A 12,464-nucleotide genomic window follows, 5' to 3' on the forward strand; every position below is an offset into this window, starting at 1 on the left:
GGACCCGCCCCCGGGCATCCGTCATCGTGTCAGGATCGTGACCATGACTGTTCTCGGTACGAGCGACCTGACCGTGTTCCCTCTGTCCTTCGGCGGCAACGTCTTCGGATGGACGGCGGACCGCGACACCTCCTTCGCCGTCCTCGACGCCTTCGCCGCTGCCGGCGGCGACTTCGTCGACACGGCGGACGTCTACAGCGCCTGGGCGCCGGGCAACTCCGGCGGCGAGAGCGAGACGATCCTCGGCGAGTGGATCGCCGCGCGACGACCCTCCGGCGTCGTAATCGCCACGAAGGTCTCGAAGCACCCCGAGTTCCCCGGTCTGTCAGCGGCCAACGTGCGGGCCGGAGCCGAGGCGTCGCTCACGCGGCTCGGCGTCGACACGATCGACGTCTACTACGCCCACGCAGAGGACGACGAGACCCCGCTGGAAGAGACCGTGGCCGCGTTCGGCGCGCTCGTCTCCGACGGCCTCATCCGCTACCCGGCGATCTCGAACTTCTCCGCCGACAACACCCGTGAGTGGGTGCGCCTGGCCCGCGAACAGGGCGTCGCGGAGCCGATCGTCACCCAGCCCCGGTACAACCTCGTCGATCGCGCGATCGAGCGCGACGTGAAGCCCGCCGCCGAGGAGCTCGGACTCACGGTCGTCCCGTACTCGGCCCTGGCCAGCGGGTTCCTCACGGGCAAGTACCGCTCCACCGACGCGTCGGGTCAGTCCTCGCCGCGTGCCGGATCGGCCGCGGCCTACGCGACCCCCGAGGGACTCGCCGTGCTCTCGGCGCTCGACGACGTCGCAGCGGCGCACGATGTGGCCCCGGCATCCGTCGCCCTCGCCTGGCTGCGCGCCAAGGGCACCGTCCCCATCGCGTCGGCGTCGCGGGTCGACCAGGTCGACGCTCTCATCGCCGGCGCGACGATCGACCTCGCCGCCGACGAGGTCGCCGCCCTCGACGCGGCTTCCGCCCCGTTCGTCGGCTGAGTTCCGAAGGACGGATGCCGCCCCGCGATTACCCTGGTGGGGTGGCATCCGTCCTGAACATCTCCGCCTACCTCTTCACGCACATCGCCGACCCCGCGTCGCTGCGTCCTGTGCTGAAGGAGCGCACGGAGGCTCGGGGACTCCGCGGCACGATCCTCCTCGCGGAGGAGGGCATCAACCTCTTCCTGGCAGGACCGGCCGAGGAGGTCCACGGATTCGTCGACGAGCTCCGCGAGGACGAGCGCTTCGCCGCGCTCACGACGAAGGAGAGCTGGTCGGACGAGCAGCCGTTCCGCAAGATGCTCGTCAAGCACAAGCGCGAGATCATCCGGATGGATCGTCCCGCGATCCGACCCGAAGCCGGTCGAGCCCCCGCCGTGGACCCGACGACGCTCCGACGCTGGCTCGACGCGGGGGTCGACGACGACGGGCGCGAAGTCGTTCTGCTCGATACCCGTAACGCGTTCGAGGTCGACCACGGCACCTTCTCGGGCGCGCTCGACTGGCGGATCGAGAAGTTCACCGAGTTTCCCGAGGCCGCCTCGACCCACCGCGATGAGCTCGTCGGCAAGACCGTCGTCAGCTTCTGCACCGGCGGCATCCGGTGCGAGAAGGCTGCGCTCGTCCTCCGCGAGGACGGGATCGACGCCCGCCAGCTCGAGGGCGGCATCCTCGGCTACTTCGAGCACGTCGGCGCCGACGGGTTCGAGGGCGACTGCTTCGTCTTCGACGAGCGCCGCACCGTCGACGCGTCGCTGCAGCCCACGGGCTGACCCGCGTCGGAGGTCGGGGCTAGCCTCATCCCATGCACCGGCTCACGAGGGACGAGGCCCGCCGCATCGCGGTGCGCGCGCAGCTGCTCGACGCCGAGCGGCCCGGCGACGTCGTCGAGGTCGCCGAGCAGATCGCCGCGATCAAGATCGACCCGACGGCCGTCATCGCCCCCAGCGAGCAGTCGATCTGCTGGTCGCGCATCGGCTGGGCGTACGAGCCGGGACAGCTGTCCAAAGCCGTGGAGACGGACCGCCTGCTGTTCGAGTACGACGGGCACTTCCGCCCGGCATCCCTCCTCCCCGCGCTCCGGGCGATCATGCCGACACGCAGGCTGGGCGGCGCGACGCGACAGTACCTCGATGCGAACGCCGACTTCCGTGCCGAGATCCTGCGGCGCCTCGACCGCGACGGCCCGCTGCAGGCGTCGGAGATCCCCGACACGAGCGCGGTCCAGGCGAAGAACGAGAGCGGCTGGTACGGGGCGAATCAGGTGCCTCGGATGCTGGAACTCCTGTCGTACCTCGGCGACGTCGCGATCAGCGGGCGAGTCGGACGCCAGCGGGTGTGGGACCTGCCCGAGCGGGTCTATGCGGGGACGGATGCCGCGATGAGCCCCACCGACGCCGAAGAGGTGCTCGCGGGCCGCCGCCTGCAGGCGCTCGGCATCGCACGGCAGAAATCGTCCTGGTCGGGCGTCGGCACGGCCGGTGACGAGGCCGAGGTGGAGGGGAGCTCATGGCGCTGGCGCGTCGACCCCGAAGCGATCGCGGCGCTCGACGACGATCCCGGAGGCCGTGCGGCGATCCTCAACCCGTACGACCGGATGCTCTTCGACCGGCCGCGGCTGACCGAACTATTCGACTTCACCTTCGTCCTCGAGCAGTTCAAGCCGAAGCACCAGCGGGTCTACGGCTACTTCGCGCATCCGATCCTCGTCGGCGATCGTTTCGTCGGCCTCCTCGACGGGGCGCTCGACAAGAAGAAGGAGACCCTCGTGGTCGCCGCCGTCCACGAGCTCGCCCCGATCGATGAGGACGAGCGCGAGATGGTGCACGCCGAGATCCGGGACCTCGGCGAGTGGCTCGGGGTCCCGGTCCGCGGGCTGGAGTGATCCGGGTCAGCGCGCCAGACGCAGCGTGACGAGCTGGAACGGCGACAGGTCGAGCCGGACGGTCCCCGATGACGCGCGGAGCGCGGTCGGTTCGATCCCGCGCTCGAGCAGGTCGGTCTGCGTGACCGTCGAGGTCTCGAAGCCCGCCGTCAGCTGCGCCGACCGTGCCGAGCCGAGCGCTTCGTAAAGACGCACGATGACGTCTCCGGAGCCGTCGTCCGCCAGCTTGACCGCCTCGACGATCACACCGGGGTCGTCGACCGTGAGCAGCGGCGCGACCTCGCCCGCACCCTGCACCGCGAAGGGAGGCAGGTTGAGGCGGAGGCCCTCGCCGATCGCACCCGCAACGGTCGCGGCGGGCAGGACGGAGAGTCGGAACTCGTGCGCGCCCTGGTCTGCCTCGGGGTCGGGGAACAGGGGCGCGCGCACGAGTGTCACGCGCGCGACCGTCCGGGCTCCGCCGTCGGGGCCGGGTGCGCGCTGCACGTCGTGGCCGTACGAGGAGTCGTTCGCCACCGCGACGCCGTAGTCGCCCTCGACGACGCGGATCCACCGGTGCGCCACGGTCTCGAACTTCGCGGCATCCCACGTCGTGTTCGCGTGGACGGGGCGCGAGAGGTGACCGAACTGGATCTCGGACTCCGTGCGTTCGCCGCGCACCCGCAGCGGGAAGGCGATCTTGAGCATCTTCTGCCGCTCCCGCCACTCGAGGCGCAGGGCGACCTCGAGGGCGCCCGAGAACGGGTCGACGCGGTAGCGCTGCTCGAGTTCCGACGCGCCGAAGCGCCGCCGCACGACGAGGTCCGCACCGTCGACGACCACCTCATCCGCATCCGTGAGGGTCGTCCCGAGGGCGCCGTCCTCGGCGTCGATGTTCCAGGCGTCCCATTCGCGAGGGGTGTCGCGGAACAGCTGCAGCACGCCGCCCGGGAAGGCCGGGTCGATGAGCTCGCGGCCCGTCGTGAGGTCGACCGCGCCCACGACGAGCCCCCGCGCGTCGATCGCCCAGTGGAACCGCTCGTGCCGGAACGCCCACCCGTCACCGTCAGGCTCCGGGACCACGGGCAGGACGGATGCCTCGTCCGCGACCGCGAGCGCCGGCGCGCCCGCCAGCGACATCGGCGCCGCGTTCGCGGTCAGCTGCCGATCGCCCTCGCCGGTCAGCGAGCGCAGGGCGGTGTTGATGATCTCCTGCAGCTCCGCCGCGACGCGTGCGTAGGTCGCCTCGGCCTCCTGGTGCACCCAGGCGATCGACGTGCCGGGCAGGATGTCGTGGAACTGGTGCAGGAGGACCGTCTGCCACAGCGAGCGCAGGCGCTCGGCGGGGTAGGCGGCTCCGGTGCGGACGGTGTCGAGTGTCGCCCACAGCTCTGCCGCGCGGAGCAGGTGCTCGCTGCGGCGGTTGCCCCGCTTGGTGCGCGCCTGGGCGCTGTAGGTGCCCCGGTGGTATTCGAGGTACAGCTCGCCCGACCACACCGGCGGGTCGCTGTACTCGGCCTCGGCCTCGGAGAAGAACTGCGACGGTGATCCGAGGTGCACGCGCGGCGACCCCTCGAGGTCGGCCGTACGGCGCGCGGCGGCGATCATCTCGCGGGTGGGCCCGCCACCGCCGTCGCCCCACCCGAACGGGACGAGGGAGTGCGAGGCATCCGCCTTCTCGGCGAACTGGCGTTCGGCGAGGGCGAGTTCCGCGGCCGACAGCTCGGAGTTGTACGTGTCGACCGGAGGGAAATGTGTGAACACGCGGGTCCCGTCGATGCCTTCCCAGAGGAAGGTGTGGTGCGGCATCCGGTTGGTCTCGTTCCACGAGATCTTCTGCGTGAGGAACCACCGCGACCCGGCGGCCCGGATGATCTGGGGGAGTGCCGCGGAGTAGCCGAACGAGTCCGGCAGCCACACCTCGAGCGGCTCGACGCCGAACTCCTCGAGGAAGAACCGCTTGCCTTCGACGAACTGGCGGGCGAGGGCTTCGGAGCCCGGCATGTTCGTGTCGGATTCGACCCACATGCCCCCGACCGGGGCGAAGCGTCCGGCGGCGACGGCATCCTTCATCCGTCCGAACAGCTCGGGGTAGTGCTCCTTCATCCAGGCGTACTGCTGGGCGGACGACGCGGCGAAGACGAAGTCGTCCTCGGTGCGGATGAGGTCGAGGACGTTCGAGAAGGTGCGGGCGACCTTGCGCACCGTCTCGCGGATGGGCCAGAGCCAGGCCGAGTCGATGTGCGCGTGACCGACCGCGGTCAGCTGATGCGACGAGGCGGATGCCGGGGCCGCGAGCACCGCGCGCAGCTCGGCCCGCCCCGCCTCGGCGGTGCCCGTGACGTCGTCGGGGTCGACGGCGTCGACGGCGCGGCCGAGGGCGGCGAGGACACGGGCGTGACGCGTGCGGTTCGGCTCGAGCTGGTCGACGAGACCGCGGAGCGTCCAGATGTCCTGCTGCAGCTCCCACACGGTCTCATCGAGAAGGCCGAGCTCCAGCCGACGCAGCCGGTAGATGGGCTCGTCTCCCGCGGTCCGCCGGTCGCCGAGCGGGGTGGCCGCGAACGTGAAGGTGCCGGCGACGCTGGGGTTGCCGGCGGCCTCGATCCAGAGGTCGATCTCGTCGCCCTCGACGGGGACCGAGGCGTTCCGCGGCTCGATGGCCTTGACGATCGAGCCGTCCGGGCGGAAGACGAGCGCCTCGGCCTGGAAGCCGGGACCGGACGCGTCGAAGCCGAGGTCGACGACGAGTTCGGGATGCGTCCCGCTCGTCCCCCGCCAGGACGCCGGGACGCTCCCGGTGACGTGGAACCACACCGTGCCCCACGGACGTCCCCACGCCACGCCCACCGACACCGGATCGTAGGTCTGCCGGATCGCCTCGGCGAACGGGACGGGCTCGCCCGGCACCTCCCACGCGGTGATCGTGAGCGGAGCGGTCTCGCGGTAGAGGGCGGGCGGCAGGCGGTCGCCGGCGAGTCGGTCGATGCGCTGCAGGGCCAGGCGGTCGTTGCGGTGCATGGGGTTCCTTCGGGAGAGAGGCGGCGGGAGGAGGGGCTGTGCTGGTCAGCCCTTGACGGCACCCGAGAGCGCGAACGACCCCCCGAGACCGCGGGTGACGATCAGGTAGAGGCCGAGGACGGGGACCGAGTACAGAAGCGAGTAGGCGGCCAGACGGCCGTAGGCGACGGCGCCGTACTGCCCGAAGAAGGCGTAGATCGACACGGCGGCGGGTTGCCAGTCGGGGGTCAGGAGCAGCACGAAGGGGACGAAGAAGTTGCCCCACGCCTGCAGGAAGACGAACACGAAGACGACGCTGAGAGCGGGCCGCATGAGGGGGACGACGACCGTGAACAGGGCCCGCATCGCGCTGGCGCCGTCGACCCAGGCGGCCTCCTCCAAGCTGACCGGGACGGAGTCCATGAAGTTCTTCGTCATCCACAGCGCCATCGGCAGTGCGCTGGCCGCGAGGAAGAGCGTCACCGCCCACGGTTGGTTGATCAGGCGCAGCTGCACGAACAGGCTGTAGACCGGCACCATGATCGCCGTGATCGGCAGGCAGCTCGCGAAGAGCACCGAGTAGAGGAACGGCCCGTTGAAGCGGGACCGGTAGCGCGACAGCGGATAGGCGGCGAGGACGGCCGTCACGACGGTCACGACGGCTGCTCCCGTCGACAGCAGCAGGCTGTTGACGAGAGGGCGCAGCGTGAGTTCCGGCGTCAGGACGTCGGTGAAGTTGTCGAGCGTCGGTTGTGCCGGCCAGGCGACCCGGTAGGTCGCCGCGGAGTCGATCGAAGCCAGGATGACCCACGCGAGAGGCGCGGCGAACAGCAGGCCGATGACGATGAGGACGAGGTTCGCCCAGAACCGGGTGGCACGACGGCGCGGCGAGGCCACGCTCGGCGCCCGCCGCGGTCGGCGCGTCGCGGTCGCGGCGCTCACCCGACGCCGCCCCGTCGACGGAGCGAGACGACGTACGCGAGCGAGAACACCGCGCCGAGGGCCAGCATGACGATCGCGATCGCATTGCCGTAGCCGATGTCGCCGAACGAGAACGCCTGGGAGTAGGCGAACACCGGCAGCGTAGACGACAGGTCGCCGGGGCCGCCCTTGGTCATCACCCAGATGAGGGTGAACACCGACAGGGTCTGCAGGGTCGTCAGGAGCAGGTTCGTGAAGATCGTGCCCGAGATCATGGGGAGGGTGATGAACCGGAGTCGCTTCCAGGTGCCGGCGCCGTCGATCATGGCCGACTCGGTCACCTCGGGCGGCACGTCGTCGAGGGCCGCGCGGTAGATCATCATCGAGAACGCCGTGCCGCGCCAGGTGTTGGCCAGGATGATGGCGAGCAGCGGCAGCGAGTACAGCCAGTTCGGGCCCTGGATGCCGACGAGCGACAGCACTCCGTTGAGCGTGCCGTCGGCCGAGAGGAACGCGTAGCTGACGAATGCCGCGACGATCTCGGGCAGGACCCAGGCGGTCACGACGACCACACCGACGGTGCCGGCGACGGCCCGGCTCCCGGCGCGGAAGAGGACGGCGAGCAGCATCCCGAGGACGTTCTGTCCGATGATCGCCGACCCCACGACGAACACGACGGTCAGCAGGACCGACAGGGGCAGGACCGGATCGGCGAACAGACGCGTGAAGTTGTCGAGGCCGACGAACTCCGGTTTCGCCGCGCTCACCCCGGTGAGGGCGCGATCGGTCAGAGAGCCCGCCACGGCCCACACGATCGGACCGGCCAGGAAGACCAGGAGCAGGCCGACGGCGGGCAGCAGGGGAACGGCTCGTGCCGGTGTCGCACGCGACCCGACCCGCGTGCGCGCGCGCCGGCGGGCGGGCACGGCCGGGTCGGGGGGCGGTGCGAGGGTCGTCGTCATACGCTCACCCGGTGACGACTCCGTCGTCGCCGGCGATCTTGCGGACGGCGTCGTCGTATGCGGCGGCTGCCTCGGCGGGGGACTGCTGTCCGGTGATGACGGCTTCCGTGGCCTCCTGGGCTGCGACGGAGATTTGCGGGTAGTCGCTGTTGGCGGGGCGGAAGTGGGTGACCGAGACGGCATCCGTCACCGCCTTCACGAACGGATTCGCCTCGAGGTACTCCGGGTCCGCGGCCACGTCCTTTCGGACGGCGATCTGGGAGTTGTTGACGGCGTACCAGAGCGCGTTCTTCTTGTTGACGACCGTCGTCATGAACTCGAACGCGAGGTCGGGGACGTCGGTCTGGGCCGAGGCCGCGAGCGTCCACCCGCCCGACATGCTCACGCCTCCCGGCTCCTGACCGTCCTGTGTCGGGAACAGCGCGACGCCCATCTTGTCGGCGTATTCGGGCCACGCGAAGTCGCCGCCCTCCGCCCAGAACGACGGCGTGTACGAGCCTTCGACCGTCGCGCCGAGGGTCGCCTTAGGGAACATGTCTCCGAAGACCGACTGCCACACGTTGGGGTCGAGCGCCTTGTCGGGGCTGACGGCGTAGCCCTCGTCGTAGAGGGTCTGCAGGAAGGTCAGCGAGTCGACGAAGCCCTGCGAGCCGACGACCCACTTGCCGGACTCGTCATCGTAGAGGCCGGTCCCGTCGCCAGTGCCGTAGAGCAGCTCGTAGAAGCTCTGCATGACGGTGCCTTCGCCCGTGCCGGTTCCGGCGTACATGTTGAAGGGCACCGCGTCGGGCTGGCTCTTCTTGATCTGCGCCGCGGCGGCGAGGATGTCGTCCCAGCTCTCGGGCTGCCATGGCAACGCGATGCCGGCCTTCGAGAGGACGTCCTTGTTGTACCAGATCACGCGGGTGTCGGTGCCCAGGGGCAGCGCATAGACCTTGCCGTCGGCGCCCTCGCCGGCAGTGCGGGCGTTCTCGTCGAACTGCTCCCAGTCCTTCCACGCGCCGACCTTGTCGTCGAGGTCCAGCAGGTAGCCCGCTTCGATGTCGCTGCGGACCGAGAAGGAGTCCTCGTAGAACACATCCGGTGCCGTGTTGGGGGAGGCGAGCGAGAGCTGCAGACGTGTCTTGTAGTCGTCGTCGCTCGCGGTGATCGGCTCGAGGTCGACGGTGATCCCGTCGTGGGATGCCTCGAACTCCTTCTTCGCCGTCTTCATGAGGGTGTCCATCGCGGTGAACGCGTTCGTCTTCACGTACACGACCGTCACGGTGTCGCCCTCGGATCCGCCGGGATCCGCGGAACACCCCCCGAGAACGAGGACGGCAGCGGCTGCTGCGGCGATGGACGTGATGGCGGTGCGAATTCTCACGGGGCCCCCTTGCTGACCATGACGCCCGTACCCGATGTCCGGACCCCGTAAGTCAAATGGCTGGAATTACGTGAGTCAAGGCGCACCGGAGACCGTGACGTGATTGGGATCACGCCGACGGAACCAGCAGCGACGTCGTCCGCGGGGTGAGCGCCTCGTCGAGGATCAGGCAGGCCGCTCCGATCGCTCCGACGTCCGATCCCAGGACGGTTCCGGACACCGTCACGGGGTGCACGCCCCGGGCCGCACGCAGCTCGTCGAGCCGGGCCGGGATCGTGTCGGTGAACATCTGGCCGACGCGGTCCCAGAGCGGTCCGCCCATCACGATCCGGTCGACGTCGAGCAGGTTCGACACCACGGCCAATGCCCGCGCCACATGCTCGCTGCACCGGCGCAAGAGCTCGTCGGCACCCTGGTCGCCCGCCTCTGCCAGCGCCACGAGTCGGGTCATCGCGGCGTCCACCCCGGTCGGGTGGTCGTCGGGGCGCTCGGCGGGGATGACTCCGCGTCGCTCGGCCTCTTCGATCAGGGGAAGCGGTGCGCAGCTGACGGCGATGCAGCCGCGCAGTCCGCACGCGCACGGAAGGCCGTCCGGGTCGACGACGATGTGGCCGATCTCGCCCGCGTTGCCCGACCCGCCGCGGACGACCTCGTCGCCGATGACGAGGCCGACGCCGAGACCGGTGCCAAGGTAGAGGAACGCGAAGTTCTGCGCGCCGTCGGCCTCGTCCGTCCACTTCTCGGCCACCGCGGCGGCGGTGACGTCCTTCTCGAGCACGACGGGAAGGCCCGTCGCCTCGGCGATCGCGTCGCGCAGGGGCACGCGGTGCCACCCCGCCAGGTTGGGCGGATCCAGCACGATGCCGCGGTGCACGTCGATGGGACCGGGGGCGGCGATGCCGAGGCCGACGATGCGAGTGCGGTCGATGCCCGATTCGGTGAGGACCATCTCGATGTCCTGGATGAGCACGTCGACGGTGTCGGAGGGGTCCTGCGCCGTCGGGGTCGCTCGCGCGTGGCGGCTGACGACGTCGCCGTCGATCCCGAGGACGACGACGGTGATCAGACCGGGATCGAGGTGCACGCCGATCGCGTAGCGGCTGCTGCCGACCAGGCGCAGGGTCGTGCGCGGCTTGCCCCGGCCGGAGCTGGTGCGCCCCGCCTCTTCCACGATCCCCGCGTCGAGGAGTCGCTGCACGATGTTCGAGACGGTCTGCGCGGACAGGCCGGTGGTGTCGGCCAGCTCGACACGGCTGTGGCCGTGCGAACGACGGATCTGGTCCAGCACGACCGCTTCGTTGTAACCACCGACGCTGGGTTGATTTGCGCCGCGTCTGGCCATGGGTGAACCTGCTTTGCTCCGAGGGGCGGTTGATCGAGCGTAGCGCGCCCCGCGGCGACCGGCGATCCCCTGCCGGGCCCGCTACATTCGTGGCATGTCCTCGCCCTCACCTCTGGCCGCCCGCACCCTCGAAGACGGCGCTGTGCTGCGCGTCGCGCGGCCCGGCGACGAAGCCGGCATCCTGGCCGCGATCCACGCCCTCGCGGCCTATGAGCGGGAGCCGGATGCCGTCCGCACGACGGTCGGCGACCTCACCTCCGCGCTGTTCGGCGACGACCCGAAGGCGTTCGCCCACGTGATCGAGCGGGACGGCGGCATCCGGGCGATCGCGGTGTGGTTCCTCACCTTCTCGACCTGGACGGGACGCCACGGGATCTGGCTCGAGGACCTGTTCGTCGACGAGACCGATCGCGGGCGCGGGTACGGCACGGCGCTCCTGGGTTCGCTGGCGGCCGTCGCCCTCGAGCGCGGCTACCCGCGGCTCGAATGGACGGTGCTCGACTGGAACGCGCCGGCCGTCGGCTTCTATCGCTCGATCGGTGCCGAGGGCATGGAGGAGTGGACGACGCAGCGGATGGCCGGCGACGCGCTCGCCGCGCTCGCGCGGCGCTGACGGGTCAGGACAGCGGCGAGATCGTCACCGGGTCGCCCAGCCCTGACAGCTTCTGCGTGATCGTCGCGGTGCGTCCGAGGAACCCTGTGGTGGATTCGGCGGCCACGGGCAGTCCTTCGGTCGTGATCCAGAGGGTGTAGGACTCGACCGGGATGTCGTACCACGTGTACGGTGCCGCGCTCACGAGCCGGTAGGCCTCGACGGTGCCGTCGGGCGTCTCGACGTCCTCGGGCTCGGGGGAGACCTGCCACGTCTCGCCGGCGCCGATCAGATCGCCCATGAAGCCGGGGTCGGAGAATACGCGGTAGATCTCCGCCGTCGACCCGGCCTCCTGCTGTGACGCATCCGCCGAGTCCACGTCGGCGACGACCGGTCCGTCCCCGTCGTCGAGGAGCATCGCGCCGTCGACGAAGCTGATGGATGCCGGGCCGGCACCGCTCTCCAGCTCGCCCCGGAACTCGAACATCGGGTCGTAGTGGTAGACGATCTTCCCGGCCAGTTCGTCGCCCGAGATCGTCAGCGTGCCGCTGTCGTAGCGGACGAGGACCGCCTGGATGCAGGGGCCGAGGTCTCCGCCGGTGACGGTGGTCGCGGTGAGATCGAGGGTCTCGCATTCGACCGGCTTCTCGACGACCGGCGCAGCCGCTGTGGGGGTCGACGAGGGCGTGCCGGGTTCCGTGGGGGTGGTCGTCGCCGTCGACGGCGGATCGGTGGGGCCCGGTTCGGCGGGCCCGGTACATCCCGTCAGGGCGAGGACCGCCGCCACGGCCGCGATGGACAGGGGCAGGACGGGAGTGCGCACGGGAGCTCCTTGCGTCGACGTGGCGGGAGTCGTCGTCGAGCCTACTCGGGCCGTCTATCGAATCGGACGCCACCGGCGCAAGCCCCTGGGGCGGCATCCGGAACGCCGCCGATCATGGACGGCACATCGCGACGAGAGGAGAATCGTGGCCAGCATCATCGAAACGGTCGATGTCAGTGTGCCGGTGTCGACCGCGTACAACCAGTGGACCCAGTTCGAGTCCTTCCCCCACTTCCTCAGCTACGTCCAGTCGATCACGCAGATCGACGACACGACGAACCGCTGGAATGTGAAGATCGGCGGCGTGGAGCGTGAGTTCACCGCGCACATCACGGAGCAGCATCCGGATGAGCGCGTCGCGTGGAAGAGCGTCGACGAGGATCACGCCGGCGTCGTGACCTTCCACCGCCTGAGCGACACGGAGACGCGCGTCACGGTGCAGCTCGACTGGAAGCCCGAGGGCTTCGTCGAGACCGTCGGCGCCGCCATCGGCGTCGACGACCACGCGGTCAAGAAGGACCTGCAGAAGTTCAAGGAATTCATCGAATCCCGCGGCGCTGAAACCGGTGCCTGGAGAGGCGACGTGGGCTGAGCGGTCGGCGCGTCCGACTG

At 70.2% G+C, this 12,464-nt stretch carries 11 protein-coding genes; 5 read left to right on the forward strand and 6 right to left on the reverse strand.

The genetic code is table 11. The features are described 5' to 3' along the window. Positions 1–43: 43 nt before the first annotated feature. The 3 genes from H286_RS0110760 to H286_RS0110770 are packed head-to-tail and all read left to right on the forward strand — an operon-like array spanning position 44 to position 2,867. On the forward strand, positions 44–982 hold the full coding sequence (locus tag H286_RS0110760; RefSeq protein WP_020098162.1) for an aldo/keto reductase: 939 nt from the start codon (positions 44–46) through the stop codon (positions 980–982). A 41-nt stretch (positions 983–1,023) separates the two neighbouring features. Continuing rightward, positions 1,024–1,755: a sulfurtransferase gene (locus H286_RS0110765; protein ID WP_020098163.1), complete on the forward strand. Its 732-nt coding sequence runs from the start codon at positions 1,024–1,026 to the stop codon at positions 1,753–1,755. Positions 1,756–1,787: 32 nt separating this feature from the next. Beyond that, positions 1,788–2,867 (forward strand): DNA glycosylase AlkZ-like family protein, encoded by a 1,080-nt coding sequence (locus H286_RS0110770; RefSeq protein ID WP_020098164.1) that lies wholly within the window; start codon positions 1,788–1,790, stop codon positions 2,865–2,867. Between the two features lie 6 nt (positions 2,868–2,873). Here the strand turns inward: H286_RS0110770 and H286_RS0110775 are convergent, their stop codons facing one another. The 5 genes from H286_RS0110775 to H286_RS0110795 all read right to left on the reverse strand — a co-directional run bounded on the left by H286_RS0110775 (position 2,874) and on the right by H286_RS0110795 (position 10,383). After that, positions 2,874–5,867 carry an alpha-mannosidase gene (locus H286_RS0110775; protein WP_020098165.1) on the reverse strand — a complete coding sequence of 998 codons (2,994 nt, stop codon included), beginning with the start codon at positions 5,865–5,867 and terminating at the stop codon, positions 2,874–2,876. A 45-nt stretch (positions 5,868–5,912) separates the two neighbouring features. Then, complete coding sequence (locus H286_RS0110780) at positions 5,913–6,788, reverse strand: carbohydrate ABC transporter permease (RefSeq protein WP_018187013.1); 876 nt, start codon at positions 6,786–6,788, stop codon at positions 5,913–5,915. After that, positions 6,785–7,729: a carbohydrate ABC transporter permease gene (locus H286_RS0110785; RefSeq protein WP_018187014.1), complete on the reverse strand. Its 945-nt coding sequence runs from the start codon at positions 7,727–7,729 to the stop codon at positions 6,785–6,787. Before H286_RS0110785 ends, H286_RS0110780 begins: the two co-directional genes overlap by 4 nt. 4 nt (positions 7,730–7,733) lie before the next feature. Further along, positions 7,734–9,095, reverse strand: coding sequence for an extracellular solute-binding protein (locus H286_RS0110790; RefSeq protein WP_028497490.1), 1,362 nt, complete (start codon positions 9,093–9,095; stop codon positions 7,734–7,736). 109 nt (positions 9,096–9,204) lie between these two features. Continuing rightward, positions 9,205–10,383, reverse strand: coding sequence for an ROK family transcriptional regulator (locus tag H286_RS0110795; protein WP_020098167.1), 1,179 nt, complete (start codon positions 10,381–10,383; stop codon positions 9,205–9,207). A 148-nt stretch (positions 10,384–10,531) separates the two neighbouring features. Between H286_RS0110795 and H286_RS0110800 the strand changes: the two genes are divergently transcribed. Continuing rightward, positions 10,532–11,050 (forward strand): GNAT family N-acetyltransferase, encoded by a 519-nt coding sequence (locus H286_RS0110800; protein ID WP_231370942.1) that lies wholly within the window; start codon positions 10,532–10,534, stop codon positions 11,048–11,050. Between the two features lie 4 nt (positions 11,051–11,054). On the opposite strand, the gene H286_RS0110805 is transcribed toward H286_RS0110800, so the two are convergent. Beyond that, positions 11,055–11,852 (reverse strand): hypothetical protein, encoded by a 798-nt coding sequence (locus tag H286_RS0110805; protein ID WP_020098169.1) that lies wholly within the window; start codon positions 11,850–11,852, stop codon positions 11,055–11,057. A 145-nt stretch (positions 11,853–11,997) separates the two neighbouring features. On the opposite strand from H286_RS0110805, the gene H286_RS0110810 reads away from it, so the two are divergent. Next, positions 11,998–12,444, forward strand: a complete 447-nt coding sequence (locus tag H286_RS0110810) for an SRPBCC family protein (protein ID WP_020098170.1) — start codon at positions 11,998–12,000, stop codon at positions 12,442–12,444. Positions 12,445–12,464: the final 20 nt, after the last annotated feature.

This window comes from Microbacterium sp. 11MF (assembly GCF_000383475.1).
Classification (GTDB): Bacteria; Actinomycetota; Actinomycetes; order Actinomycetales; family Microbacteriaceae; genus Microbacterium; species Microbacterium aquilitoris.